Below are 26,336 nucleotides of genomic sequence, written 5' to 3' on the forward strand. Positions count from 1 at the left end.
AATAAGAAATGGACGATGGCAGTAGTAGTACCCGAAAATCTCAACCTCCCTCAGCCTTGCCCAATGGTCCTCAAAGGACGCCGCGCCACGCTGGAACGTTCCACTTGTAAATCTTAGATCGTTCCTGTCCGGGTTTACCTCCGCCGCGTCCCTCATGACCACGGGCTTGGAGGCAACCCATGAAAGATCCTCTCCTCATCAATACTCTGCGTGCGTATATTGACGCCGAAAATCCCATAGCACTGCGGGATTACTCTGCGTCCCTGCACCCGGCTGACTTGGCCGACTCTCTGGATGAACTGACGCCGAAAGACGCGTCTTACGTTCTGGAGACATTATTTTCTCATCAGAGCGCGGAAGTGCTCGGCCAGCTAGATTCGGACCTTCAGATGGACATCGTACTCCGGATGTCCGACCCCCGACTGGCGGATATCATCACGAACATGTTCTCCGACGAGCGGGTGGACCTGATCCAGCTCCTGCCGGAGGAACGGCGCCAGAATGTTCTGCGTCTGCTGGCCAGGGCCGAACGTGAAGACATCATCCGCCTGGGAGCCTACGAGGAAGGGACTGCCGGGGCGATAATGACCTCGGACTATGCGGTGCTCAAGCCCACGCTGACCACCCGCCAGGCGCTGGACAAGCTGCGCCTGGAAGCTCCCGACAAGGAAACCATCTACTATGCCTATGTAATTGATGAACAACGTCGATTGCTGGGCCTGATCTCCCTGCGCGATTTGATCATGGCCACGCCGGAAAGGAAGGTCGAGGAGATCATGCGCCGCGATCCAGTTCGCGCCAATGTCGCCGACGACCAGGAAGACGTGGCCAAGACCATGGCCAAATATGACATTCTGGCCCTGCCGGTGACCAACGGCAACGACGCCCTGGTCGGCATCATCACCTTTGACGACGTGCATGACGTCATTGAAGAGGAAGCCTCGGAAGACTTTCACCGCATGGGATCCATTGCCGAGGGATTCGGACCGTCGGCATCCGACCTGAGTGGGTTCAAGCCGGCGGATATATATTATCTCTTCCTGAAGCGCGTGCCCTGGCTGCTGGCCCTGGTCTTCGTGAACATCTTTTCCGGCGCCGGCATTGCCTTTTTTGAAGATACCATCCAGGCTGTGGTTTCCCTGGTATTTTTCCTACCGCTGTTGATCGGAAGCGGCGGCAATGCGGGTTCGCAGTCCGCCACGTTGATGGTCCGCGCCCTGGCCACGGGTGAGGTGCACATGAAGGATTGGTTCAAGCTGCTCGGCAGAGAGATCATCATCGCCCTTGCCATTGGCCTGTGCATGGGCTTTGCTGTCTCCCTGATCGGCATATTTCGGGTCGGTCCGGATGTGACCGTAGTGGTCGCCTTGAGCATGATTACCATTGTGCTCATGGGCTGTCTGATGGGGATGTCCCTGCCCTTTCTGCTGACCCGCCTGAAACTGGACCCGGCCACGGCCAGTGCTCCGCTGATCGCCTCCCTGGCCGACATCGCCGGCATCGTGATCTACTTCGGCATCGCCACCTGGTACCTGGGCCTGCAGTACTGACCGCGGATTCCCATTCGACGCAATCTCAATCGCAATCGCAATCGAAATCGAAATCGAAATCGATTGTACCACGAAGACCACGAAGTAACACGAAGGCTGGAGTCAATGAAGATTGAATCCACCCTTCGTGGTGAAAAAACGCCATGTGATCAAGCAATAACTTGATCACGCCGCATTCCGGCGCGGTGCTTTACTTCTCGAGGAAATACATGCCGCCACTGGGGTGCGGCGGTCCCGGAACCATACATCAGACACCTCGGCTGGGCAGTTGCAATTTCGAACTCGATTTCGATTGCGATTTCGATTGCGATTTTTGTTCGTTACGGCTTACTGTTAGAACGGCGGAGAAGCGCTGGTGTAGAGGTAGCGCTTGATTTTGTGGGTTGGGGTTTTTTCGAAGGGTTCGGTTTGTTCGATGACCTTGGTGATCCGGGAGAAGGATGAAAGACCGGCATTGGTTCGGGTCCGGATGTCCTCAAGCAGGGTTTCCAGCTGTTTGCGCGCGTCGAATTGGCTCATGCCCCGCCACGCGAAGACCTCGTCCAGCCGGTCGTAATCCAGGAAAACCCGGGCCGCGACCTTGCCGTCAAGTTCAAAGACCAGTGATTCCAGCACAAAATCCTGTTCATTCAGGGCGATTTCAATTTCTTCCGGGTAGATGTTCTCACCGCTGGGACCGAGGATCATATTCTTCAGCCGTCCGCGGATGAACAGATAGCCGTCATTGTCCAACACGCCCAGATCACCTGTTTTCAGCCATCCATCCGCGGTGAAGACCTCCGACGTCAGTTCCGGCTCCTGGAAATAGCCTTGCATCACGTTGGGACCCCGGACCTGGATCTCGCCCACGCCTTCTTCACCGGCCTGCCGGACGCCTTGGTTCTCCTGCCCGGCTCCCTGATCAACGGCAATGCGCACTTCCACGCCGCTCAACATACGACCGCAGGAACGCCGGCGGACCGAGGCCGGACCGGTGCCGGTCACCAGGGGGGAGGCTTCGGTCAGTCCGTATCCTATGGCGTAGGGAAAACCGGCATCACGCAAGAACGCCTCGGTTTCCACGGCCAGAGGCGCTCCGCCGATGCAGAAGCCTCGCAGACAGCCGCCAAAGGCCTGGAGCAGTTTCTTTCCGGCTGCCTTATGCAGAACTTTTCGACCCGGGGCAAAGCGGTACAACATCCGGCCCACGGCACTTCCCGTGAGTTTTGGCTGGATGCGGCGCTTGAATATCTTTTCTATCACCAGAGGCACGCTGAGCATGAAGGTCGGTTGCACCTTGCCCAGGGCGTCCATCAGGGCCTGAGGCGAAGGCACGCCCTGCAGATAGCGAATCTGGGTGCCATTGATCATGGGGAACAAAAAGCCCAGGGTGAACTCGATGGTATGGGCCAGAGGCAGAATGGAAAGCATCCGGTCCCGCGGGCCGAGGTCGACGAGCTCCCGGGTCATCCAGGCATCGGATATCACGTTGCGATGGGTGAGCATCACTCCCTTGGCCCGACCGGTGGTGCCCGAAGTATAGACGATGGAAGCCAGGTCATCCTCTCCAGGTTCCGTGGGCACGGATTCACCGGTCAGATGCCTGGCCAGGGACTGCAGGTTCTCCCGATCCTTGAAGCTGGAACGGATGACTCCTTTCACTCGTCCGGCCAGGGATTCCGGAGGCAAAATCCGGTAATCATCAAGAACGATCACGGTCAGGTGTTGTTGGTTCAATCCCTCCAGCTTGCCCAGACAGCGCTCCGAAGCCAAAAGAACCTTTGCCCCGCTGTGCCGCAGGATGTGATGCACCGCGGACGGGTGAAACTCCGTCAGAATCGGCACCGCAACCGCGCCCAGAAAACTTGCCGCGAAGTAGGCCACGGCCCAGTCCGGACGATTTTCACAAAAAATCGCCACACGGTCCCCATGCCCCACGCCCAATTGCGCCAAGGTTTCGGAATGCTCCTGGACCTTTGAATACAGTTCGGAATAGGTGAGCGCGTCTCCCCCCACATCTCCGACAGCCGGACGATCCGCAAAAAGGACCGCACCACGGGACAACACCTCGGGCACGGTTCGTGGAGAAACATTGACGTCAAATTCTACTTTCATTTTTTTCGGCATGGTGGTCATGGCGATTTCCTTAAAGTTATTGAAATATGATTTGCTGCGGGATACTCATCCCGGCGTCTCCCCCATGTATTGTTGATCGTACAACCGCTTGTAGACGGCGGAGGTCAGATACAATTTTTCATGATCGCCCTTGTGTGTGATCTGCCCGCATTCAAAGAGAAAAATACTGGAAGCCAGACGGATGGTGCTGAATCGATGGGCGATGATCAGCACGGTCTTGTTCCGGATCAGTCCGGACAGGGCCTGCTGGATCATCTCTTCGCTGGTGGCGTCCAAAGCCGATGTCGCCTCGTCCAGTATCAGAATCGGGGCGTTGCGCAGGAAGGCCCTGGCCAGAGCCAGGCGCTGTTTCTGTCCCCCTGAGAGCCGCATGCCCTTCTCCCCGACAACGGTCTCATATCCATGCGGCAGATCCCGGATGAACTCATGGGCAAAAGCGCGCTCCGCCGCATGCTCCACGGCTTCGGGAGACGCGTCCAGGTCTCCCGCCATGATGTTGTAACGGACGGTGTCGTTGAACAGCACGGGATCCTGGGGCACGATGGCCATGGTTCGGCGCAGATCCTCCTTGCGAAGGTTGCGTAGGTCATGGCCGTCGATCCGGATTTTTCCGGCGGAAACATCGAAGAAACGAGGAATCAGGTTCGCAAAGGTCGTTTTTCCGGCCCCGCTCGGCCCTACCAGCGCGACCACCTCGCCCGGAGCGATCGTCACATTGATGTCTTGCAGCACCGGAATGCCCTGATCATAGGCGAAAAAAACCCGCTCGAACCGGATCTCCCCTCGCACCTTTTCCAGGGGCAGCGATTCCGGAACATCAGGATCGGGCACGCTGTCTTCGGTGGACAAGATATACTCCAGACGCTCCAGCGACGCCTCGCCCTTGCGGATTTCATTGTGAATCCGGCCCAGTTTTTTGACCGGCTCGTAGGACATGTACAGCGCGAAGATCAAAGGCAGAATTTGATCCAGGCCGACGCCCCTGGAGGACGCATAAAAAACGGCCCCGGCAACGCCGAATGCCGCTACGACTTCAATGGTCGGCGAGAGAATGTGCGAATACTTGACCACCTTCATGGCCCGGCTGAACAGTTCCCTGGCCGCGTGCTCGAACTTTCGGATCTCGCGATTTTCCAGGCTGAAAGCGCGTATTTCCTTGGTGGCCGTAAGATTTTCGTTGAGAATGGTGGTTAAGTCGGCGGTCTGCGCCAGGAAAGCGTGCGCCCGGTGCAACAATTTCTTGCCGATGATCCGGATGGGCAGGATGCAGACCGGCACCAACAGCAAGGTCAGTAAAATGAACAACAAATCCTGCTGCTTCAACGATAGATAGACAACCGCGCCCACTGCTCCGACAAAGGTCAGGGGCTGCTTGATCAGATCATTGGCCACGTTGGTCACGACGCCCTGCAACTGGCCGGTGTCGTTGATCACCCTGGCCAGCAGGTCGCCGCTTTTATTCTTCTGATAGAATGCCAGGGGCAGAGTCTGGAGCTTGATAAACACCCGCACTCGCAGGGCTTCCAGAACCTTGCCGCCGCAATAGTGAATCAGATAGACATTCAGGAAGCCGCTCACGCTGCGAAGCAGAAAAACCGCGGGAATGAATGCGGTCACGGCGATCAACACCGACAGGGGGGGCGGTTCCGGTCCGAAAATGATCGGGAAGACGCGGTCAGCCATGAACGGCAACCCGAATCCACTGGCTACGCCGAAAATGACCCCGAAAAAAATCGCCGCGGCAAACTGCTTTCGGACCGCCCCCAAGAGCGAAAAGTAGGGCAGAAAGCGTTTGAACAACCCTTCGTTTTGCTTTACTCGCATCAGGAGGAAACGCTCCTCCGGAAAAATCCTTGACCGGGGATGTCCATCCCAGACATCGTTCCACACCCAACAGGCACTTCAACACAAAACCGTTCCATGAAAACTCCCACTTTTCTCATCATCAAGCCGTCATCCCTTGGAGATATTGTTCACGCCCTGCTCGTGGCCCAGATGATCAAACGTGGATTTCCCGAATCCCGAATCGACTGGGTCTGCCGGGACATTTTCGCCCCGTTGATCCACGCCTGTCCCTTTGTGGACAATGTATTCCTCTTTGAACGGCACGGGGGCATTGCCGCTTTCCTGAGACTGATCCGAACTATCCGGCGACAACGCTATGACTGGATTCTGGACATGCAGGGCTTGGCTCGCAGCGGACTGATCACCGCGCTGAGCAGAGCCGAAACCTCCATCGGCCGATCCGACGCCCGGGAAGGCGCCCGGTTCGTCTACACCATGCGTGCTCCCCTTCCGCCCACGGGCGTTCAATCCCATGCCGTGACCATTCTTAGTGAGTTCCTGCCCCTGCTTGGCCTGCCCAGAGATGTCGTCCCCCGTCTCGCCATCCACCCTGACAACGTGGACTTCCGTAAAGACTTGGCAATGCCTTCCGCTCCGATACTTTTGTTTCCCGAAAGCCGCCGCGTGGAAAAGAACTGGCCTTGTTTTTCCAGACTGACACGCGATCTGCGGGAAAGCTTTCAGGACGTCCCGGTGGCCTGGGCCGGCGCCGAGGCCATGCCTTCCCCTTCGGATGCTTCTGAAAGAAATTTCCGCAACCTGACCGGCAAGACATCGCTCCAGGAACTGCTCAAACTTCTTTCTGAAGCCCGCCTTGTGATCGGCAACGACAGCGGGCCCTTGCATCTTGCCGCGGCCTTGGGCGTGCCCACCCTGGCCCTCTTCGGCCCCACGGACCCGGCCCGCTATCGCCCCTACCCCGGCGACGACCGGCTAAACCGCATCCTGCGTGCCCCCGAGGGCGACTTTCACCGCCTTCAGCCGGAAACGGTCCTGGAAGCCATACGGGAAATTCTCACGTAGTTCTTCACAAGCAACGGATTCACGAGGTGCCTACTCAGCTTGAGCAAGTAAAGGTGGCTTTTCAAAAACTTGTGGCAAGCATGACCTGGATTCCCGCCTTCGCGGGAATGACTTGATTTTCCAGAGCCGTCTTTGAGTCAGTCATCCCGCAAAGTGGGTTATCCTGTCCGTTTCCTCGGATGAGCTGCATGGTTACTACCAGACACATTCTGATCGAAAGCGAGAACTGGTACGGCTGAGAGTTGCCCGCTCCCCCTAGCTGATGTCATGTCTCAGGATCACCGCCCCGTCAGTTCATCGAGTGCGGTCAGTGTTCGTTGCGCCGCGCCCTTGCCGGATTGATGCCACCGCCTTGCTGCCCGTCCCCGCTCCTCCCGCGCCGCCTGGTCCTGGAACGAAGTACGGACCCGGTCTGTCAGCTCCTGCTCTCCACGTACAACCTCCCCTGCTCCGGCCGCTGTCATGGAAGCTGCAATGGCCCTAAAATTCTGCATGTTCGGTCCGAAGAGCACCGTCTTTCCCAGAGCCGCGGCTTCGATAGGATTCTGCCCTCCCCGATGGGGATCCATGCTCTTACCCACAAAAACCACATCGGCAATCTGCAGCAGCGCGACCATTTCCCCGGTGGTATCAGCCACGGCCACGTTCACGGCGGCTGTTGCCGGACCGTCAGTCCGAAAGTGAACACCCCCTTCCCTCCAGGCAAGCATCTCCCGTAGAGCGTTGCGACGCTCAGCGTGCCGGGGAATCAGCAGCAGTTTGCACGGCTGCCCGTGCTCGCGCAGCGATGTCGCCACCCGCAACAGCATCTCCTCCTCCCCGGGCCATGTGGAGGCACCGGCCAGGACAAGCGGCTGCCCCGCGTTTCTCGTTTCCCAAAAACCCAGCTCACGGCGCAATTGATCCAGCTCATGGGCTTGTAAAAGCGGTCGGGGAGTGAAATCCAGCTTGAGATTGCCGCTGACCACGATTCTGTCTGCAGGCGTACCAAGTCCGGCATAGCGTCGGCCATCCTCCTCCGAAGCGGCCACGACCTTGTCCAGCATGGCAAACGGCTTACGGAGACACCTTGGCAGGACTTGCCAGCGCACAAAGGAACGCTCAGACATCCGGGCATTGATCAAGGCCACGGGAACGTTTCGCTGCCGGGCCTGATGGAGATGTTCCGGCCAGATTTCGCTCTCCATCAGGACGCAGAGATCCGGTTGCAGCCGTTTCCAGACGCGATGGCTGACAGGCCAGAAATCAAGGGGAAAATATCCGAGATGGGTCACATCGGCGCCGTATTTTCGCTCAGCCAGAGCATGGGCCGTGCTGGTAGTTGTGGTGAGCACGATCTGAACGGATTCGTCCTGGCGCAACAATTCCAGCAGCGGTGCCAAGGCAAGTATCTCCCCGACACTGACCGCATGGGCCCAGATACGCCGCTCGCCGTGTCGTTTGGGTGCCAGCACGGGAACCATTCCCAGGCGCTGCGCAAAATGTTCGCCGTAGCCGCCGCGCCGCAACATCCTGGGAATATAAAACGGCAGAACCAAAAAAAGGGCCGGCAGAAACAGCAATCGGTAAAACAGCAGCATCACGCCTTCCGGTTATCGGACTCGTCCGCGGCAACAGCCTGTGCGACAGCCTGTCACGACGAAAGGGTTATGCCGTTGTCCCGCAGGTCCTGGATCAAGAACTGCCGCATCCGTTTGCTTACCGGTCCGGGGCGAACGTCGTGAATGGGCTTTTTATTAAAGCGAACCACGCTCAGGGCGTCGATGGTCGTCCCCAGCAGGATGACTTCGCGGGCCAGGTAGATGTCATTTTCGGTAACTTTGCGAAATAGTACGGGCATGTCTCCCGTTACCGCATCCAGAGCGCGCATCAAGGTCGTGCCGGTCAGTGCATTGCTCAGTTCGGGAACGATTACGCGCCCCCGATCGTCGACAATACAAACGTTCTCCACGGCGCCTTCGGCCAGAAAGCCCTGGTCGTCGAAGCACAGCGAATAGTCGCAGCCGGACTCCACCGCCTCACGTTTCATGAGCACATTGGGCAGGTAGTTGACGCTCTTGATCTTGGCCATCAGACCGTTCTTCGCGGGCATGGAACAGCGGGAGGCCGTGACTCCCTTCTTATAGGCTTCCTCGGGTCGTGGATGCAGTTTGTACACCACGATGTACAAGCTGGCCCGGGGACATTCCCGGGCATCGATTCCGAAGCCTCCAGGGCCGCGACCGAGCAGAACCCGGACCATGCCCTGTTGGGCGGATGCCGCACGGGACACATCCACAATCATCGTCTTCAGTTCATCCCAGGTACAAGGCGGTTCGAGAAAAATCGACTGTGCCGAGAAGGTGAGCCGCTCCACATGCGGTTCCATCTGATACAACTTGCCGTCCACGAATTTCATGGTTTCAAAAACACCGTCCCCTCGGTGGACCATGTGGTCGTCCAGCGGCAGAAGCATCAGCCGCGGGTCGGTGCCGACAACCCCCACGCGGTGATCGTAAAATGCAAGAACTTCATCAATACCGGGACGCGGTGCCTGCAGCAGACGTTGCATGTAGGCTTGCTGGTCTTTTTCTATGGATAACAAAGGAATATCTCCTTAAACAGATACAGTTGAGGCCCGGCACCCTTGGAGGATTGCCGGGCAAGCCTGGATAAAAGGATTACAGGGCGTCATCCACTCGGATCAAATCACGATCCAAAAGCACCTCAGCGATCTGAACAGCGTTCAAGGCAGCGCCTTTGCGCAGGTTGTCCGCCACGATCCAGAGATTCAAGCCATTGGGGATGGATTCGTCTTCGCGGATCCGGCCCACAAAGGTCAGATCCTCGCCAGCGGCGTGAATGGGCATGGGATAGATTTTTTCCCTGGGATTGTCCAAAACCTGGACGCCAGGAGCCTGACTCAGGATCACCCGGGCTTCGGCGGACGTGATCTTCTTCTCGGTTTCCACATTCACGGACTCGCTGTGCCCGTAAAAAACCGGGACCCGAACGGTGGTGGCCGTCAGGCGGATAGTCTCGTCCCCCATGATCTTCTGGGTCTCGAGAACCATTTTCATTTCTTCCTTGGTGTAGTCGTTGTCCAGGAAGACGTCGATATGGGGCAGGCAGTTGAAGGCGATCCGGTGTGGGTAGACCTCGGGCTCGGGCTCCTGCATGTTGAACATCTGCCGTACCTGGGATTCCAGTTCCTTGATGGCCTTTTGCCCGGTCCCTGAAACAGCTTGGTATGTGGAAACCACAACACGCTTGATCTTTCCCGCGTCATGCAGCGGCTTCAACACGACAACCATCTGGATCGTTGAACAGTTTGGGTTGGCAATGATCCCCCTGTGTCGAGAAAGGTCGTCCGGATTCACTTCCGGAACAACCAGAGGCACCTCGGGATCCATGCGCCATGCGCTGGAGTTGTCCACCACCACGCACCCGGATCTGGCCGCGATGGGGGCGAACTTTTCAGAAGTGCTTCCACCGGCCGAAAACAGAGCCAAGTCCAAGTCATTGAAGGAGTTTTCATCCAGTTCCTCCACCACCAAATGCCCGCCCTTGAATGGCAGTTCCTGCCCCGCGGATCGTGACGAGGCCAAGGCCTTGACCGTGGTAGCCGGAAATTCACGCTGCTCCAATATCTTGAGGATCTCCCGCCCGACAGCTCCTGTCGCTCCGACAACGCCGATTCGCAGTTCCCTGGTCATATCATTGCTCCTTAATATTGTATGAATGTTGTCTATCCGCAGGTTCCATCAATAAATCTGCTTGTCTGCGGATAAGACGGTTATTGTTCAACCTGCTCCATGATCCGCAAACATCCGTCCGAGCGGTTCATGGTGTAAAGATGCACTCCGGGTGCTCCGTTGTGCAACAGGTCCTGGATCTGTTGCGCGGCATGCCGGATGCCCACTTCCTGCACCGCGGCGTCTCCGCCCCGCGCGTCCGCTTGTTCCAGATCCTTCAGGAACTGCTCCGGCAGCGTCGCGCCGCACATGGAGGTGATGCGCTGAATGAATTTGAGACTGAAAATGGGCATGATGCCGGGAATGATGGGTTTGACGATCCCGACGTCGCGGATTTTCCGCATGAAATCCCAGTATGCCTTGTTGTCAAAGAAAAGCTGGGTCACGGCAAAGTCTCCCCCCAAGTCCAGCTTTGCCTTCAGGAATCGGAGGTCCTCCTCCAGCCCAACGGCTTCCGGGTGGCCTTCCGGATAACCGGCCACGCCGACCCCAAAATCCTGATAATTTTTGGCAATGAAACCAACCAGATCTGATGCATGCTGAAACCCATCGTCAGAAGGGGTGAACGTGCTCTCTCCCTTGGGAGGATCGCCGCGCAGGGCCATGATGTTGGAAACGTCGGCGCGCACCAGATCATCCAGAAACTCACGCAGGCCTTCAGCGCATGCACCGACGCAAGTCAGGTGGGCCATGGGCTCCATGTCGAAATCCCGTTTCAGGGTGGACACAATGTCCAGAGTGGCAGCCTGGGTGCTGCCGCCGGCACCGTAGGTCACTGAAACGAAAAGCGGATTTAAGGATCGTAGCCGCTCCACTGTTTCAAAAAACTTCGGCCACAGCGCCCGATCCTTGGGGGGAAAGAACTCCAATGAAATCCTGGATCGATCAGGCTGCTGCAGCATATCCTTGATTTTCACTGCTAATCTCCGATGTTTTATGATTGAAGATGATCTGGGCCGGGGCAATGCACCGGTTGCGCCATCATCAGCATTGCTTGTTCTAAAATTTCGCACGGACCTTTGAAAGCAATTTACAGTCTTCAAACCAAACGCTTTCGATTTCGATTTCGATTTCGATTTCGATTTCGATTTCGATTTCGAGTGAAGGCAGATAATTTATTGCTTGCGGTGTAAACTACATGATCGTCTCGCCGATTTGGAAGATGGGCAAGTACATGCTGACCACCAGACCGCCGACCACAACCCCGAGAAAGACGATCATCATGGGTTCCAAAAGCGAGGTCAGCGTCTCCACGGCTATATCCACTTCGTTGTCATAGAAGTCGGCGACCTTGGCAAGCATGTGATCCAGGTTTCCGGTGGTTTCGCCGATGGAAATCATCTGGATCACCATGGGCGGGAAGACACCGGTCGCTTCCAGGGGGTCGGCCAGATTCTGCCCCTCGGAAATGCTCTTTTTGGCGTCGAGTACACCGCGTTCCACGGTCTTGTTGCCGGATGTCTTGGCCACGATGTCCAGAGCGCCCAGAATGGGCACGCCGCTGGATACCATGGTGCTCAGGGTGCGCCCGAATCTGGCCACGGCGACTTTGCGCAAAAGTGGGCCGAAAACCGGCAGGGTCAGCACCCAGTAATCCACCATGATCTGCACCCGTTCGATCCGGTACAGGCGCTTGGCAATGATTGCAAACGCCACGGCCCCGCCGACCATGTACATAAGATTGTCCTGGGTGAAGCGGCTCAAATTGATGACGATCTGGGTCGGCATGGGCAGTGCAGCGCCAAAATCCGCGAACATGGTCTCAAATGTCGGGATAACGAAAATGAGAATGATGGCGATGACAGCTACAGCCACGGTGACGACCACGGCCGGATAGACCATGGCTGACTTGACCCGGGCCTTGAGCTTCGCTGCCTTTTCCAGGTAGTCGGCCAACCGAAGCAGGATAATGTCCAGCACGCCTCCGGCCTCGCCCGCGTTGACCATGTTCGCGTACAGGTCGTTAAATATCTTGGGATGCTTGCGCATGGCGTCGAAAAGGGAGCTGCCGCCTTCAATATCATTGCGGACGTTGTACAGAACCCGACGCAAGAGCTTGTTTTCAGTCTGTTCGCACATGATCTGCAAGGACTGCAGGATCGGTACGCCGGCATTGATCATGGTCGAGAACTGGCGACTGAAAATAACCATGTCCCGGTCCGTGACCCTGCCTTCGAGAAAGGTGCCTTCAAGGATGTCCTTAGGCTTGGGCTTGACCGTAAGCTGGGTAAACCCTTTGCGCCGCAGAGCATTTTCGGCCATTTCCAGGGTAGGAGAATCAAAATCGCCTTTGATCCGGCGACCTTGCCTGTTTTTGCCTTTGTATATGAATATGGGCATTCAATATCCTAAATGCTCTTGATGCGAATGTGACGGAGATTCAGCGAAAGCGCCTATTGGCATCTGATTCGACCTGGATGCACTCCGTCTGTGCTGGCGGCTTTAAAAGCGGATGAACGGGTCATGAGCGCAAACGGTTCGAAGCCTTACTGCAGGAAGACGATTATGGGACGTCAAATCGTGACGAATCACGGCAATCAGCAGGTGCGGGCATGGTTGCCAATTCGGCGACGATCTCCAGATCGCCCGGCAAGAAAGGAAGATTGGCCGCGCCCGGCAGAATCCAGGCCAAGTCTTGATTCTCTAGTGGCACAGGCATTCCCTGGAAGGAAGTAACCCAGAAAAAATATAGATGAACATGAAAATCTGGGTATTGGTGTTTTTTTTCACGCCAGGGAAAAAAATTTTCGGGAGTAATTGCTAGTTCCTCACGCAACTCCCGCACCAGCGCCTGTTCCAGAGTTTCTCCCGGCTCCACCTTGCCACCGGGGAATTCCCAGAAACCTGCCATGGGTTTGCCTTCGGGCCGCTGAACAGCCAAATACCGCCCCTCTCGCCAAGCCACCGCGGCAACAACTTTTATGGATTGCTTTTGCTTCATACATCACACCGGCAAAGTGGGTCTCTTAGCGCAAAGAGATGCATTTGACCAGAACGAACAGACAACATGCCGGAGACACTCTCCTCCGGCAGACAGATTTTGGCGACATAACGGCGACCAAATATTGTCACTGCTCCTTGATTGAATGAATTCACGGCATGAAGCAATCATGGCATTGATACCGTGAAACCGGAAAAGAATCTCCCTACCATCACCAACACCTTGACGCTTCGACAAAGAGCACATAAACAGATTCCCATGCGCCCGTAGCTCAGCCGGATAGAGCGTCGGACTTCGAATCCGCAGGCCGGGAGTTCGAATCTCTCCGGGCGCACCAAAGAAAAACAAGGGTTTACGTCAAAAGCGTAAATCCTTTTTTTTATTCTAAACTCCCAAAAAATTATTTGGGTTCCCCTGGTTCCTTGGTTTTGAAAAAGGTGCTGATCTGTCCAGGCTGCTCACATAATGAACATTTGGGTAACGGCTTCCAATCGCAGACACGGAAATGCAATGTCGCATATCTAACCGGCTGATTCAAAAAAATTTCGGAATCCAGGGCCACTCAAGCTCGAAAGTTTTGACCTTAATGAGCCGGAACATCTTTCTCCAAGGCAGAAGCCCGGAAAATGCTCAGCTGAGGACATAACGATTCCGCCTCGCGGTCTGTGGCATTTCGTCGCAACTTTAGACGATTGGCCACCCCAGATCACACCACTCCACACCATCTTGTCCCGCTCCATGGCGGACAACTCCGCACTAAAAATTCCTGAGCCGGAATAATCTTCAAGGCCAGAGTTCATCGTCTTAACAGGCGAGGGATCATCCCTCATTATAAGTGCAAGCGGTCGTACACCTGCAGTAATAGTCAGGATCTGCCTGCTAAGAGTTAGCTGTGGATCAACAAGATCGCCGAAGTTCCTTTTTCCGCCAAGCATGCACTACAATCTAATTGACCTCCTGGGAGGCACAGCCATCTGACAACCTGTCACGGCGCAACCGACTGCGGCTGTCAGCATTTTTTACAAGGGCCGTCGGTTTTCTTTACACCATGCATAGTGAATTCACTTTCATCTTTTCCCTCAAAACTTTTAGATTGTCCGCACGATTCTCTTATCACAATTTTTTTTTAAATTTATTATTACAAGAAGATAGCCGCAGAGAATATTTCTGATCGAAAACAGAAATGAGTAGCTTTCGCTAGATCTTTAATGGGTGTTTATGTCGATTTTTTTTACACTTTGTCCAAACCGACAGACACCAATCCCCAAGACATTGAAATACAAAGATTATCCCAAGAAAAAGCTTGGCACGTTCTGTGAATATTACAAATCAAAGAACATGCTGTCACAGGTACTCACAAACCCTCAACCTCAAGTCCAGGAGCGCGACTTGTTAGGAGAAAAGAGATGATTTCACACAAAAAATTTTTTGCATCCTGGTTATTCATGTTAATTTTGATTTCTAATACTGCATTTGCGTTAAATTATACCGAAATCGAAAAAACAAAAGTGATCGATGACATCATTAGCTATATGGGCAACTATCATCAAAGCAATTTTGAACGTGTTACCGATGACGTGGATAAGCACTGGCTTAAGATGATCGAAACAAATATCGGGTACACGAATGACTTCAAGCTGGAAGGAAGAATCTTGGCAAGTCATGCCGGGTACGATAATGAATTCGGCTATATTAACAACAATGGAGATTTTATTCAGCTCTTTGATGCTCCGCAGACGAAGTGGCAAATTGTGAATTCAAATTCTCTTGAGCAGACCCCTTTTATCGAATTTGAGATGACATTGCCTAGCGATATGGTTCACCTCGCAATCAGATCGGAGAACGAGAAAAATTACCCTTGGATATGGACTTCTAATCCAGATCTTAACGATGATAGCCTTGACCACATGGTGACCTGGATAAATAGTTTAAACCCTTTGCATTACATCATTGGTTTTGAAGACCTTCATGGTTTCAAAAGAAATTCGGATTGGGATTTTAATGACCTTGTTGTCGAACTAAGGTATATATATACTGGTTCCGGTCCCATACCAACACCAGAACCTGGCACTCTGCTGTTACTGGGTCTTGGCTTGTGCGGGCTTTACCTGACAAGAGTGAAGAGAATGATTTAAGAGTTGATCACGACGTTACTTGAACGAAAAAGCCGATGGACAGGATAATCGCTGTCCATCGGCTTTTCTGATTCATCATTAACGCTAAAATCTCCTGACCGTGGTTCTCCTAATATCCTGATCTGCAAACAAAATGGAAGCCAATGGCTTCCATTTTGATATCCGACATTTCTGGCAAAGTGCGACGGCTACGATCCAAGCTCCCTGCTGCGCTGTTCGGCCTTGTGGACTGCGTCAATGACCGCTCCACGCGTCGCTGTCCTGTCCAGATGGTTCAGGGCGGCGATGGTGGTTCCAGCTGGAGAGGTGACCATATGCTGCAAGGTAGAGAGGCTCAGGCCTGTTTCCGAGGCCAGTTTGACCGAACCTTCCAGGAGGCCGGCAACCATCTGCTCGGCAAGGGGGCGGCTCAGCCCCGCGGAAACGCCGGATTGGACCAAGGCGTCCATAAAGTAATAGACATAGGCCGGCCCCGAGCCCACCAGGGCCGTGAAGGCATGAAAATCCTTCTCAGCCAGGACGTGCACCTGGCCCAGCAGGGCCAGCATTTCCAGGACGATCTCCTTCTGCGCCTCGGTCAGTTGCGGATCTTCGAAGCAGACCGCGGTGACACCGGAACCGACCATGGCCGGCGTGTTCGGCATCACCCGCACCACGGCGCAACGCCGCTCGGACCAGTTTTGCAACTGCTCCAGGGTGATGCCCGCGGCAATGGAAATGATGCAGGTTGCGGAGCGCAATACTGGCTTGGCATCTGTCAGCACCCGGGACATGATCTGCGGCTTGACTGCCAGAAAAACAAAATCCGCGTCCTGAAGCACCGCTTCCATCGAGGACGCGGCGGAAAATCCCTCTGTCGATTCAAGTTCACACGCCTTGTGCACATCTGGATCAAAACCGCGGATGGTGGTGTCCGGAAGGTGGGATAGAGCCTTGATCAGGGCCGCTCCCATGTTTCCCAGCCCGATGCAGCCGACACGCAGAGTGCTCACCCTTGCAGCTCCATGGCATTGAAGAAGTAGGGAATCTCCTGAGCAGCCGTTTCCGAAGCGTCGGAACCATGCACCGTGTTTCGCTCCACATCCAGTGCCAGATCCTTGCGGATGGTGCCCGCGTCGGCATTGGCCGGATTGGTCGCGCCCATCAATCCCCGCCAGACCGCAATGGCGTTTTCACCCTCAAGAACGGCCGCGACAATGGGGCCGGACGTCATATAGTCCACCAAGCTCTGGAAGAAGGGACGCTCCTTGTGCACGGCATAGAACCCCTCTGCCTGGGCCTTGGTCAGCCGCAGCTTGCGCAGGGCCACGATCCGTAGACCGGCGGACTCGATCCGGGTCAGGACGTTGCCGATCAAATTGCGTTCCACGCCGTCCGGCTTGATCATGCACAGTGTTCGTTCAGTCATTCGATTTTCTCCATTTATATAATAAAGTTTAAGGTACAACCGGGACAGACTCACACCAACAACATCTTGTCCGAAGAAAAAGCTTCCTTCTTTAAACTATAAAACCGGGCCAACAGATCATCCACTTTCAGGCGGAATTTTTCTTCGCCGGTGATGTCCAGAATGATCTCACCCCGGTGCATCATGATCAGGCGGTTGCCCATGCGCAGGGCCTGATGCATGTTGTGCGTGACCATGAGCGCGGTCAGTTCCATGCTTTCCACAAGCCGTTCGGTCAGTTCCAGAATCTGCTGACCGGTTTTCGGGTCCAGGGCCGCGGTATGCTCGTCCAGAAGCAGGATATCCGGGCGAACCAGCGTCGCCATGACCATGGTCAAAGCCTGGCGCTGACCACCGGAAAGCAGCCCCACCGGATCCTGAAACCGGTCTTCCAGCCCCAGATCCAGGAGCCGCAATTTTTCCCGGAACAGATCCCGGTCCAAGCGGCGCACGCCCGAGCCAAGTCCCCGGAATCGTCCGCGGCGTAGGGCCAGAGCCAGATTCTGCTCAATGCTCATGGAGGCGCAGGTGCCCAGCAGCGGGTCCTGGAAGACGCGACCGATGAATCTGGCCCGCTTGTACTCCGGCCAGCCCGTCACGTCCTTGCCGTCCAGCAGGATGCTCCCCTGATCGGGAAAAAAACTGCCGGCCAGGCAGTTCAGCATCGTGGACTTGCCCGCTCCGTTGGATCCAATGATCGAGATGAAATCGCCGCGCCGCACGTCCAGGGAAAGGTTTTGCAGAGCCAGAACCTCGTTCACGCTGCCCCGGTAGAAATACTTGGTGATTTGCTTCAGGGAGAGCATCATGAGAAAAATCGTGCCTTGAGTTTGGGTGCCGTAAGGGCGAGCACCACCAGCACGGCCGTGATCAAGTTCAAATCGCTGGGAGTGAAGGTGAACGTGCCCACCTTCATGCTCAAGGCCATGGCGATGGCCGTGCGGTAAAGGATCGACCCCAACAGAACGGCGATCACGGCGCGCATGATCCCGCCTCTTCCGAAAACCGTCTCGCCGACGATGACCGAGGCCAGACCGGCAACGATGGTTCCCACGCCCATGTTCACGTCCGCCGCGCCCTGGTTCTGGGCGATCAACGCGCCGCTGAAGGCCACCATGGCGTTGGAAAAGCCCACGCCGAGAATGATCACCGTGTGGGTATTCACACCCTGGCTGGTGATCATCCTGGGATTGTCCCCGGTAGCCAGCATGGTCTGCCCAAACTCCGTGTGCAGGAACCAGACGAGAAAGACCACGATGCCGATCCCAATTCCGACAAAAAGAATGATCGAGGAAAGATATCCGGGCAAACCGAGTCCCATCAATGGATCCAAGACCGTATTCCGTCCCAGCAGCGAAACATTGGGACCGCCCATCACCCGAATGTTCACGGAATACAGGGCGATCATGGTCAGGATGGAGGCCAGCAGGTGCAGGATGCCCAGTTTGGTGTTCAAAAACCCCGTGACCATCCCGGCCAGAAAACCCGCGCCCATGGCCAGAAAAAGGGACAAGAACGGATCCATTCCCGAGCTGATGGCCACGGCGCAGACCCCTGCTCCCAGCGGCAGACTGCCGTCAACTGTCAAGTCCGGAAAATTGAGGACACGGAAGGTAAGGTACACCCCCAGGGCCATGATCCCGTAGACCAGGCCCTGCTCCACGGCGCCGAGCAACGCATACCAGCTCATGGCCGCCTTCCGGGCCGAACAGGATTGGCATAGGAGTCGACGATGCTTGCGTTCAGAAAAATGCCGATTAATAAAATTTCATGCATAAATGGTTGTGATAGTTTCATTAGGCCGAGCAAGGTGAACCGGATTCCCAATCGGTACTTATGCTTGAGAGCACGACCAAAAAGATGGGACATCACGTGCGGAACTGGCCAAGTGAAAGGAATCCTGTTTCTGATGGTACCGCGGGCACAATCCGTGCCCGCGGTTATGGAATTGGTTTATTCGTGGATTTTCGCGGCTCGTTCAAGCAGAGATTCCGAGAGTGTCACTCCCATGGCCTTGGCCGCGGACAGGTTGACATGCAATTCCAGATCCTGCTGCATCTCCACCGGGGTGGTCGCCGGATCAGCACCCTGGAATATGCGTCCGGCCATGGCGCCGGTTTGGCGGCCGTGCTCGTAATAATCGAATCCAAGGGCAGCCACGGCGCCTCTGGGCACGGAGTCCACGTCCGCGGCATACAAGGGCAGCTTGCTTTCCTGGCAGACCTTGGCCAGGGCCTCGAAGGCCGAAACCACGGTGTTGTCCGTGGGCACGTACACGGCCTGCACTCGACCGACCAGACTCTTGGCGGCCTGGAACACGTCGCTGGAACGGGCCACGGTGGCTTCGACCAGGGTTATGCCGGCCTTGGCGGTTTCGGCCTTGAGCAGATCGGCCAATGCACGGGAGTTGGCCTCGCCGGAGTTGTAGATCACGCCCAGGGACGTCAATTCAGGATGAATCTCCCGGATCAGTCCCAGATGGCGATCCATGGGGGTCATGTCCGACGTTCCCGTGATATTGCCTCCGGGATTCAGCAGGTTCGGCACCAGTCCGGCGCTGACCGGATCGGTCACCGCGCTGAACAGGATTGGGGTCTTCTGCATGGAGGGATTTTTCCTCACGGTCTGGGCCATGGCCTGGGCCGACGGCGTGGCAATGGCCAGAACCAGTTGGGGGCGCTCCCCGACGATCTGCTGCGCGATCAGGTTCGCGGTGGCCATGTTCGCCTGGGCGTTGTGCACGCGAAAATCCAACTCAAACCCATCCTCGCGCAACTGATCCTGGAAACCGCGCAAAACGGCATCCAGGGCCGGATGCTCCACAAACTGGTTCACAGAGACGATGCGGGGCTGCTCGGACATGGCCGGAGCGGCAAGTCCGAAAACGAAAGCGATAAGACATGCAAGCAACATGATTTGTTTCATAATGCTTCTCCTCGAAAAAAGGGATATGAAAAAAACGCTTTTTCTTATATAAAAAAATCATGGAGGACAAGAAATATCTGCCGCCCGACGTCCGGCGCCGGGTGATCGTTTGCCTCCCTTCCCAGCTTTCTTGACATGCTGACGGTATTGGGAAAATAGAGTTCTAATCGAACACAAGGAGAACCCTATGCTCAAAGTTAAAGACCTGATGACCAAACAAGTCATCTCCCTGCAAGAGCACGACAACGTGCAGACCGCCCGCTCCATCATGAACCTGGGCCGAATCCGGCATATCCCCATTGTCGACAAACAGGGCGACTTCGCAGGCCTGCTGACCCACAGAGACCTCCTGGCCGTAACCATCTCCAAGTTGGCGGATATTGAGGCCGAAGTTCAGGATGAAATCGACGCCTCTATTCCCATTCATGAAATCATGCGCCGTGACGTGACGGCCATTGATCCGGAAATGGACCTGCGTGAGGCCGCGGAGATTCTCCTGCAACATAAGTACGGTTGCCTCCCGGTGGTGGAGGACAAGATGCTTGTGGGCATTCTGACCGAAGCGGATTTTTTAAAGCTGACCATCAGCCTGATGGATGCGCTGGACAAGATGGAAGCGTAGCAAGATTCGTCGTGAGTGATGCGTGAAGTGTGGTTAGTGAAGTGCGAAAGTGTTGATATGCCGAGTTTTTGTCAATCGATGTCTATGATTGAGCGGCAGGCTCGGGTGTTTGCCTTGGAGGAGATGCGGCAGTGCAAAAGATGACGACGGCCAGGCTCTCGGAAATGAAGAGCAATGGCGAAAAAATTACCGTGTTGACGGCGTATGACTGGGCCACGGCCAAGCTTCTGGACGAATCAGGAGTTGACGTTCTTCTGGTGGGCGACTCTTTGGGCATGGTCGTGCTCGGCCTGGAGAACACCCTGCCGGTGACCATGGACGACATGATTCACCACTGCAAGGCAGTGGCCAGGGGATCGCAAAGAGCCCTGCTGGTGGGCGACATGCCCTTCATGAGCTATCAGGTTTCTCCGGAACAGGCCGTGACCAATGCCGGACGGTTCCTGCAGGAGGCCGGAATGCACGCCGTGAAAGTGGAAGGCGGTCGGGAGATGTTGCCGGCTGTACGCAGGATGACCCAAAGCGGCATTCCGGTGCTCGGCCACGTCGGCCTGACTCCGCAACACGTTCACCAGCTTGGCGGGTACAAGGTCCAAGGGCGAACAGAAGTCGCGGCCCAGCGCATCCGGGAGGACGCGATTGCTCTGGAAGAGGCGGGCGTCTTCGGCCTGGTGCTTGAATGCGTGCCGGAATCCCTGGCCCGGACCATCTCTCAGCAACTCGCCGTTCCGACCATCGGCATCGGCGCCGGCCCGGACTGCGACGGTCAGATTCTGGTTTTTCACGACGTGGTGGGCCTCTATGACCGCTTCACTCCGAAATTCGTCAAAAAGTACGCCCAGGCCGGGGCTTTAATGCGCGAAGCCGTGCAGCAGTATGTCCGTGAGGTCAAATCCGGCGATTTCCCCGCCCCGGAACACACCTTCAAATAGCCATGCTCTGACTTCTGACTTCTGACTTCTGACTTCTGATCTCTGAGATCTGACCTCTGTCCTCAACCCTCCGCCTACTCCGGCTGCACCGGAAAACCCTTCAATGGTCCGAGGTTGAATCGATCCCGCCAGACTACCGGCTCGGAGAGCATGTAGGCGGCAATCAGTTCCGTCGTTGCCCGTAACGATTCGAAATGGGTCCGCTCGTAGCCGTGCGTCCCGTCCACCCCGAAACAGACCAGCGCGGTGCGCAAATCGTTGCCCGCCTCCACGGCGGATGCCGAGTCGCTGCGGTAATACCGGAACACGTCGCGGCGATGCAGGATATCGTGCCGGCGGCATAATTCCAGCAGCCGGTGGGTCAGGTGGTAATCGAAGGGGCCGCTGGAATCCATCATGGCCACGCTGACGCCGCGTTCACAGAGATTATGGCCGCCATGCAGCGGCGCCGTGTCAATGCTGACCATTTCCGCGACATCTCCGTGCAGGGTCACCGAAGCTCCGGTCCCCACCTCCTCGGCAATGGTGAACAATAAATGGCAGTCCAAAGGCGGCTTGATTGAGCTTTCCAGGATCGCCTTGGCCGCGGTGAACAGAATCGCCACCCCGGCCTTGTTGTCCAGATGACGAGAATTGATGTATCCGCTGGGCCGGATCTCGCACAGGGGATCCACGGCCACCCAGTCCCCCACATGAATGCCCAGTTCCAGCAGGTCGTCGATGCTCAGCGACGGCTCATCGATTCGCACCTCGATGTTGTCCCAGTTTACGGGCTGGGTGTCGATTTCGTCGCCGTAGACATGTCCCGAAGCCTTCAGCGGCAGAATGGTTCCGCGCAACGACTCAGTATCCGTGAAAATGGTCACCCTGGCTCCCTCGGCGAAGCGGCTGGACCACGTTCCGATGGACGCGATGCCCAGGCGTCCGTTGGGCTTAAGTTCACGCACCATGGCCCCGATGGTGTCCAAATGAGTGACCAGAGCCCGGTCCGGACTGCTGGTCCGGCCCTTGATGTCCGCCCGAATGGCCCCACGCCGGGTCAGTTCGAAGGGGATGCCCAATCGCTCCAGTTCCTCGCCGCAAAAATGCACGATCCGATCCGTGTATCCCGTGGGGCTGGGAATCTCCAGCAGCTGCAGAAGGATTTTCTTCAGGTACTCCATGTCCAGCGTAATCTTTTCCACTCATGTCCTCCGTTACTCTACTGCTCTTCCCGATGCTTCCTGGCGGCGGTCTGGGGAAAGAGCATATCGACGAACCGCTCGGCCGTGGGTTGCGGTTCGTGGTTGGCCAGGCCGGGACGTTCGTTGGCTTCAATGACCACATAATCCGGCCCCTGAACATCCGGAACAAGAAAATCGAATCCGACCACGGGAATGTTCAGCACTCCGGCTGCCTGCTCCGCGGCCTGGATCAATTCGGAATGCACTTGGTCCGTCACGTCGTGGATCGTTCCTCCGGTGTGCAGATTCGCGGTTTTGCGCACCACCAGAACTTCGCCCGCAGGGAGAATGTCCTGCATCTTCCAACCGCTCATGGAAACACAGCGTTCGGTCTCCGCATCCATGGGAATGCGGCTCTCGCCGCCGGTTGCTGCGGATCGACGCCGACTCTGCTTGGCGATCAGCCGTTCGATGGTATGCTCGCCGGTGCCTACCACCTGAGCCGGCCGGCGCACGGCCGCGGCGACGAACTTGTAGTCGATGACGATCATGCGTAAATCCTCTCCCTCCACGAACGATTCCAGCACCACCAGATCACAGACGTCCCTGGCCATCTCCACCGCCGTTTTCAGCTCCCGCGGCTCCCGGACGTCCACGCTGATTCCCCGGCCCTGCTCCCCACGCACCGGCTTGACCACCACCCGGCCATGGCGCTTCAAAAAACCGCTGTTCTGTTCGTCGTCAGCCGCGGCAACCTGTTCCGGCACCCGCAAGCCGGCACGCTTCAGAAGCCGCAGGGTCAGGCTTTTGTCGTCGCAGCGGCAAAAAGCCACGGCGCTGGTCATTTCGCTCAACGACTCCAGACAGGCAATGGTTCGCCCGCCGAAGACAAGCTGGAAATGCCCGCTCTGCTCGTCCAGCACCTCCACGTTGATGCCACGGCGTTGGGCTTCCCTGATGATGATCATGGCATAGGGATTCATGTTGGCCTGGGGCTGCTCCCCTACGAACAAAGGTTCGTTGATGGCATTCTTGTGCTTGACCGAGAAAACCGGAATGCGTTGAAACCCCACCTTTTCATAGAGCGCAATGGCCTGTTCGTTGTCATGCATCACGGACAGGTCCATGTAGGACCGGCCTCGAACCTGGAAATACTCCGCCAGGTAGCGCACCAGCGCTTCCCCCACCCCGGGCAGCGGGCATTGGGGTTCCACGGCCAGACACCAAAGGCTGGAACCGTTCTCCGGATCATTGAATACCTTGCCGTGGTCAATGCCCATCACCGTTCCCACCATCTCCCGGCTTGACAGATCTTCGGCAACCAGCGGAATCACGGACTTTGCATGGCGCTGCTTCCAGAGAAAATCCTCATTGGCCACCACCATGCCTCTTCCGGCATAGATGGCGTTCATCCGTCGACAGTCCTCTCTGGTCTGAATACGGCGGATCAGAATCTGCTTACCCAGCGACGGATCCGGCTGATACCGGTCCAGCCATAACCGATAGGCATGGGAAGGATCCATGAATATCTCCTGGGGCGCCATGGCCAACACGACATGGGGATCGCGCAGATAAAAGGCAATGTCCCGCCGTCCGGGGGATTCCTTCAGAATCGTCCGCACCAGTTCGCGTTGGTCGCTGAAGGTGTGCGCGAAAATCAGCCGCCCCCAACCGCAGTCCAGAACCACATTGGAGGGCAATTGCGCATGCCTGGGCGTTTCCCCCTGCATCCAGTTACGCAGGGAAGGAAGATTGGCACGATCAAATCGGTGTTCGGCTCTGTTTTTGATTTGGGCCATGGAAGTTCCTCCTCGGCGAATCATGCTATTCCATGCTCTTGCAGCCAGAGTTCCAACACGGCCACCTGCCAGAGTTTGGAACCGCCCAGCGGCGTGATGTGTTCCTCCGGAGCACGCAGCAGATCCGCAAGATAGTCTTCGCGGACAATGCCTCTGCTTCGGGCTTCCGGGCGCTGAAGAACTTCGACGACGAAGTCCAGAAACGGCCCCTGCAGATATTTCAGGGCCGGTACGGGAAAGTATCCCTTGGGCCGGTCGATCACCTCATGAGGGATGATGGACCGTGCCGCTTCCTTCAGAATGTATTTCCCGCCTTCGCGGATCTTCAGCTCCGCGGGCACCCGGGCGGCCAGTTCCACCAGTTCATGGTCCAGAAACGGCACGCGGGCCTCAAGTCCCCAGGCCATGGTCATGTTGTCCACCCGCTTCACCGGATCATCCACCAGCATGACCAGGGCGTCCATGCGCAGCGCCTTGTCGATGGCTCTGTCGGCGCCGGGCTGGGCGAACTGGGTGCGCAGATACTCCAGACTGTGATCGTCCCGGCACCACTGTTCCTCCACCAGCCTGGCATAGTCCGCATGGTCCCGGTCGCAGAACAGCCGCGCATAATCGGTCACGGCGTCTCGACTTTCCAGCATGGGCGGATACCAATGGTATCCGGCAAAAACCTCGTCCGCGCCCTGGCCGCTCTGCACCACCTTGACATGCTTGGCCACTTCCCGGGAAAGCAGATAGAATCCAATGTTGTCGTGGCTGACCATGGGCTCGGACATGGCCCGGACGCAGTCCAGCATATTGTCCAGGGTTTCCCGGGAGGAGACGGCGATCTTGTGGTGTCTGGTGCCGAACCGCTTGGCCACAATATCCGAATACATGAACTCGTCGCCGGTTTCTCCGCCCACGGATTCGAAACCGATGGAAAAAGTTTCCAGGTCCCGCACCCCGGCCTCGGCCAGAAGCCCCACCACCAGGCTGGAATCCAGCCCGCCGGAAAGCAGCACGCCCACGGGCACGTCCGCCACCATCCGGCGATCAACGGCCCGGCGAAGTGCGGCAAGTACTTCGTCACGCCATTGAGTTTCGTCCTTGCCCGGCTCCGGACTCCGGTACTCGGGCTGCCAGTAGCACCACTGCCGACGCGTGCCGTCCGCCTCGATCCGCATCAAGGTGGCCGGGGGAAGCTTGCGTATGCCTTGGAAGAGAGTATGCGGAGCCGGGACCACGGCATGGAAGGAAAAATAATGGTGCAAGGCTACAGGGTCTAATGTCGTGTCCACCTTTCCCGTTGCCAGCAATGCCGGCAGACTGGAGGCGAACAACAATCCACCCGGGACTTCAGCCAGATACAACGGCTTGATGCCCAGACGATCCCGGCCCAGCAGGACTGTGCCGGAATCACGTTCCAGCACGGCAAAGGCGAACATGCCCATGAATCGCTGCACGCAGTCCTCTCCCCAGGCATGATACGCCTTGAGCAGCACTTCGGTATCGCCGGAAGAAAAAAAACGGTACCCCATGCTTTCCAGTTCCAGACGCAGTTCCTTGTAGTTGTAGACGATCCCGTTGAATACGCAGGCCAGTCCCAGTTCCGAATCGATCATGGGTTGCTGTGACGCATCGCTCAGGTCGATGATCTTCAGTCTCCTGTGTCCCAGGGCCACACATTTCTGGACGAGTATGCCGCTTCCGTCCGGCCCGCGGGCAGCCATGGCCCTGGTCATCTCCTGTACATTGTCCGAAGTTGCCTGTTGCCGATCAAATCGCAGTTCACCACAAATACCGCACATTGGTTGGTATCTCCTTTAACGCATCAGAAAAATATCTGCCTTTTCATGTATTAAAATCAATTCTCAACAATCTAAATCACAACAGGAACAAAACTTAATGGTATTTGCAAACATTGATGTTCAAGAATACAGTCCACAAGATCACGTTTTTGAATTGATGCAAGGAAGACAATCCCTGCATGCCGATGCATCAGAATACTAATATTTATATACATTTTCATATATTGTCAATTTTTTATCATAATCTTCAATCATGAATCAGCTTTGATTAGATCTTTTCCGGCAAAAGAAACCGTTCGGGGACAGTGTCGGTCC

The 26,336-nt window shown here is 56.2% G+C and carries 21 protein-coding genes and 1 tRNA gene; 6 read left to right on the top strand and 16 right to left on the bottom strand.

All coding sequences use genetic code 11. The annotated features are described in order from the left end of the window. Nucleotides 1–179 precede the first annotated feature (179 nt). On the top strand, nucleotides 180–1,550 hold the full coding sequence (gene mgtE, locus BLP93_RS11430; RefSeq protein WP_092121620.1) for a magnesium transporter: 1,371 nt from the start codon (nucleotides 180–182) through the stop codon (nucleotides 1,548–1,550). 333 nt (nucleotides 1,551–1,883) lie between these two features. On the opposite strand, the gene BLP93_RS11435 is transcribed toward mgtE, so the two are convergent. Continuing rightward, nucleotides 1,884–3,665, bottom strand: a complete 1,782-nt coding sequence (locus tag BLP93_RS11435; protein ID WP_244148730.1) for an AMP-binding protein — start codon at nucleotides 3,663–3,665, stop codon at nucleotides 1,884–1,886. A gap of 45 nt (nucleotides 3,666–3,710) precedes the next feature. Then, nucleotides 3,711–5,489, bottom strand: a complete 1,779-nt coding sequence (locus BLP93_RS11440; protein WP_092121621.1) for an ABC transporter ATP-binding protein — start codon at nucleotides 5,487–5,489, stop codon at nucleotides 3,711–3,713. A 96-nt stretch (nucleotides 5,490–5,585) separates the two neighbouring features. Here BLP93_RS11440 and BLP93_RS11445 point away from each other — a divergent pair, with 96 nt between their 5' ends. Continuing rightward, the gene (locus BLP93_RS11445; protein WP_161946303.1) at nucleotides 5,586–6,533 is read left to right on the top strand and encodes a glycosyltransferase family 9 protein; all 948 of its coding nucleotides are present in this window, start codon (nucleotides 5,586–5,588) and stop codon (nucleotides 6,531–6,533) included. A 278-nt stretch (nucleotides 6,534–6,811) separates the two neighbouring features. Here BLP93_RS11445 and BLP93_RS11450 read toward each other — a convergent pair whose 3' ends face one another. From BLP93_RS11450 to BLP93_RS11475, 6 genes are all read right to left on the bottom strand, one after another. Next, complete coding sequence (locus BLP93_RS11450) at nucleotides 6,812–8,113, bottom strand: 3-deoxy-D-manno-octulosonic acid transferase (protein ID WP_092121623.1); 1,302 nt, start codon at nucleotides 8,111–8,113, stop codon at nucleotides 6,812–6,814. Nucleotides 8,114–8,166: 53 nt separating this feature from the next. Next, on the bottom strand, nucleotides 8,167–9,084 hold the full coding sequence (locus tag BLP93_RS11455) for an aminotransferase class IV (protein ID WP_092121916.1): 918 nt from the start codon (nucleotides 9,082–9,084) through the stop codon (nucleotides 8,167–8,169). Between the two features lie 109 nt (nucleotides 9,085–9,193). Beyond that, on the bottom strand, nucleotides 9,194–10,228 hold the full coding sequence (locus tag BLP93_RS11460; RefSeq protein WP_092121625.1) for an aspartate-semialdehyde dehydrogenase: 1,035 nt from the start codon (nucleotides 10,226–10,228) through the stop codon (nucleotides 9,194–9,196). A gap of 80 nt (nucleotides 10,229–10,308) precedes the next feature. Further along, nucleotides 10,309–11,184 carry a methylenetetrahydrofolate reductase [NAD(P)H] gene (gene metF / locus BLP93_RS11465; RefSeq protein ID WP_092121628.1) on the bottom strand — a complete coding sequence of 292 codons (876 nt, stop codon included), beginning with the start codon at nucleotides 11,182–11,184 and terminating at the stop codon, nucleotides 10,309–10,311. A gap of 217 nt (nucleotides 11,185–11,401) precedes the next feature. Beyond that, nucleotides 11,402–12,607 carry a type II secretion system F family protein gene (locus BLP93_RS11470; protein WP_092121631.1) on the bottom strand — a complete coding sequence of 402 codons (1,206 nt, stop codon included), beginning with the start codon at nucleotides 12,605–12,607 and terminating at the stop codon, nucleotides 11,402–11,404. Nucleotides 12,608–12,770: 163 nt separating this feature from the next. Continuing rightward, the gene (locus BLP93_RS11475) at nucleotides 12,771–13,208 is read right to left on the bottom strand and encodes a (deoxy)nucleoside triphosphate pyrophosphohydrolase (protein WP_092121633.1); all 438 of its coding nucleotides are present in this window, start codon (nucleotides 13,206–13,208) and stop codon (nucleotides 12,771–12,773) included. Nucleotides 13,209–13,468: 260 nt separating this feature from the next. Here BLP93_RS11475 and BLP93_RS11480 point away from each other — a divergent pair. Together BLP93_RS11480 and BLP93_RS11485 are read left to right on the top strand one after the other, a co-directional pair. Next, nucleotides 13,469–13,545, top strand: a tRNA-Arg gene (locus BLP93_RS11480). Between the two features lie 1,069 nt (nucleotides 13,546–14,614). Further along, nucleotides 14,615–15,343 carry a DUF4114 domain-containing protein gene (locus BLP93_RS11485; protein WP_092121641.1) on the top strand — a complete coding sequence of 243 codons (729 nt, stop codon included), beginning with the start codon at nucleotides 14,615–14,617 and terminating at the stop codon, nucleotides 15,341–15,343. A gap of 188 nt (nucleotides 15,344–15,531) precedes the next feature. Here the strand turns inward: BLP93_RS11485 and proC are convergent, their stop codons facing one another. The 5 genes from proC to BLP93_RS11510 all read right to left on the bottom strand — a co-directional run bounded on the left by proC (nucleotide 15,532) and on the right by BLP93_RS11510 (nucleotide 19,715). Next, nucleotides 15,532–16,335, bottom strand: coding sequence for a pyrroline-5-carboxylate reductase (proC, locus tag BLP93_RS11490; protein WP_244148731.1), 804 nt, complete (start codon nucleotides 16,333–16,335; stop codon nucleotides 15,532–15,534). Beyond that, a complete protein-coding gene (gene ndk, locus BLP93_RS11495) occupies nucleotides 16,332–16,751 on the bottom strand; it encodes a nucleoside-diphosphate kinase (protein ID WP_092121643.1) in 420 nt (139 codons plus the stop codon). Before ndk ends, proC begins: the two co-directional genes overlap by 4 nt. Nucleotides 16,752–16,801: 50 nt before the next feature. After that, on the bottom strand, nucleotides 16,802–17,596 hold the full coding sequence (locus tag BLP93_RS11500; protein WP_092121922.1) for an ABC transporter ATP-binding protein: 795 nt from the start codon (nucleotides 17,594–17,596) through the stop codon (nucleotides 16,802–16,804). Further along, nucleotides 17,596–18,480: an ABC transporter permease gene (locus tag BLP93_RS11505; protein ID WP_092121645.1), complete on the bottom strand. Its 885-nt coding sequence runs from the start codon at nucleotides 18,478–18,480 to the stop codon at nucleotides 17,596–17,598. The genes BLP93_RS11500 and BLP93_RS11505 overlap by 1 nt, the downstream gene beginning before the upstream one ends. Nucleotides 18,481–18,743: 263 nt before the next feature. Further along, nucleotides 18,744–19,715 carry an ABC transporter substrate-binding protein gene (locus tag BLP93_RS11510; protein ID WP_092121648.1) on the bottom strand — a complete coding sequence of 324 codons (972 nt, stop codon included), beginning with the start codon at nucleotides 19,713–19,715 and terminating at the stop codon, nucleotides 18,744–18,746. 187 nt (nucleotides 19,716–19,902) lie between these two features. Here BLP93_RS11510 and BLP93_RS11515 point away from each other — a divergent pair, with 187 nt between their 5' ends. Further along, entirely contained in the window at nucleotides 19,903–20,337 is a 435-nt protein-coding gene (locus tag BLP93_RS11515; protein WP_092121651.1) for a CBS domain-containing protein, read from the top strand. A 140-nt stretch (nucleotides 20,338–20,477) separates the two neighbouring features. Beyond that, complete coding sequence (gene panB / locus BLP93_RS11520; protein WP_092121925.1) at nucleotides 20,478–21,269, top strand: 3-methyl-2-oxobutanoate hydroxymethyltransferase; 792 nt, start codon at nucleotides 20,478–20,480, stop codon at nucleotides 21,267–21,269. Nucleotides 21,270–21,343: 74 nt separating this feature from the next. Here the strand turns inward: panB and BLP93_RS11525 are convergent, their stop codons facing one another. From BLP93_RS11525 to BLP93_RS11535, 3 genes are read right to left on the bottom strand one after another with little or no spacing between them, the layout of a single operon-like run. Beyond that, nucleotides 21,344–22,453, bottom strand: a complete 1,110-nt coding sequence (locus tag BLP93_RS11525; RefSeq protein WP_092121655.1) for an osmoprotectant NAGGN system M42 family peptidase — start codon at nucleotides 22,451–22,453, stop codon at nucleotides 21,344–21,346. 17 nt (nucleotides 22,454–22,470) lie between these two features. Continuing rightward, nucleotides 22,471–24,231, bottom strand: a complete 1,761-nt coding sequence (gene ngg / locus BLP93_RS11530; protein ID WP_092121928.1) for an N-acetylglutaminylglutamine synthetase — start codon at nucleotides 24,229–24,231, stop codon at nucleotides 22,471–22,473. A 20-nt stretch (nucleotides 24,232–24,251) separates the two neighbouring features. Then, nucleotides 24,252–26,021, bottom strand: a complete 1,770-nt coding sequence (locus BLP93_RS11535) for an N-acetylglutaminylglutamine amidotransferase (protein ID WP_092121658.1) — start codon at nucleotides 26,019–26,021, stop codon at nucleotides 24,252–24,254. Between the last annotated feature and the right edge of the window lie 315 nt (nucleotides 26,022–26,336).

Source organism: Desulfonatronum thiosulfatophilum (genome assembly GCF_900104215.1).
Taxonomy (GTDB): domain Bacteria; phylum Desulfobacterota; class Desulfovibrionia; order Desulfovibrionales; family Desulfonatronaceae; genus Desulfonatronum; species Desulfonatronum thiosulfatophilum.

Coding starts and splice junctions, on each gene's coding strand:
- mgtE (WP_092121620.1), top strand. CDS start 180: ATGAAAGATCCTCTCCTCATCAATACTCTGCGTGCGTATATTGACGCC.
- BLP93_RS11435 (WP_244148730.1), bottom strand. CDS start 3,665: ATGACCACCATGCCGAAAAAAATGAAAGTAGAATTTGACGTCAATGTT.
- BLP93_RS11440 (WP_092121621.1), bottom strand. CDS start 5,489: ATGCGAGTAAAGCAAAACGAAGGGTTGTTCAAACGCTTTCTGCCCTAC.
- BLP93_RS11445 (WP_161946303.1), top strand. CDS start 5,586: ATGAAAACTCCCACTTTTCTCATCATCAAGCCGTCATCCCTTGGAGAT.
- BLP93_RS11450 (WP_092121623.1), bottom strand. CDS start 8,113: ATGCTGCTGTTTTACCGATTGCTGTTTCTGCCGGCCCTTTTTTTGGTT.
- BLP93_RS11455 (WP_092121916.1), bottom strand. CDS start 9,084: ATGCAACGTCTGCTGCAGGCACCGCGTCCCGGTATTGATGAAGTTCTT.
- BLP93_RS11460 (WP_092121625.1), bottom strand. CDS start 10,228: ATGACCAGGGAACTGCGAATCGGCGTTGTCGGAGCGACAGGAGCTGTC.
- BLP93_RS11470 (WP_092121631.1), bottom strand. CDS start 12,607: ATGCCCATATTCATATACAAAGGCAAAAACAGGCAAGGTCGCCGGATC.
- BLP93_RS11475 (WP_092121633.1), bottom strand. CDS start 13,208: ATGAAGCAAAAGCAATCCATAAAAGTTGTTGCCGCGGTGGCTTGGCGA.
- BLP93_RS11485 (WP_092121641.1), top strand. CDS start 14,615: ATGATTTCACACAAAAAATTTTTTGCATCCTGGTTATTCATGTTAATT.
- ndk (WP_092121643.1), bottom strand. CDS start 16,751: ATGACTGAACGAACACTGTGCATGATCAAGCCGGACGGCGTGGAACGC.
- BLP93_RS11500 (WP_092121922.1), bottom strand. CDS start 17,596: ATGCTCTCCCTGAAGCAAATCACCAAGTATTTCTACCGGGGCAGCGTG.
- BLP93_RS11505 (WP_092121645.1), bottom strand. CDS start 18,480: ATGAGCTGGTATGCGTTGCTCGGCGCCGTGGAGCAGGGCCTGGTCTAC.
- BLP93_RS11510 (WP_092121648.1), bottom strand. CDS start 19,715: ATGAAACAAATCATGTTGCTTGCATGTCTTATCGCTTTCGTTTTCGGA.
- BLP93_RS11515 (WP_092121651.1), top strand. CDS start 19,903: ATGCTCAAAGTTAAAGACCTGATGACCAAACAAGTCATCTCCCTGCAA.
- panB (WP_092121925.1), top strand. CDS start 20,478: ATGACGACGGCCAGGCTCTCGGAAATGAAGAGCAATGGCGAAAAAATT.
- ngg (WP_092121928.1), bottom strand. CDS start 24,231: ATGGCCCAAATCAAAAACAGAGCCGAACACCGATTTGATCGTGCCAAT.
- BLP93_RS11535 (WP_092121658.1), bottom strand. CDS start 26,021: ATGTGCGGTATTTGTGGTGAACTGCGATTTGATCGGCAACAGGCAACT.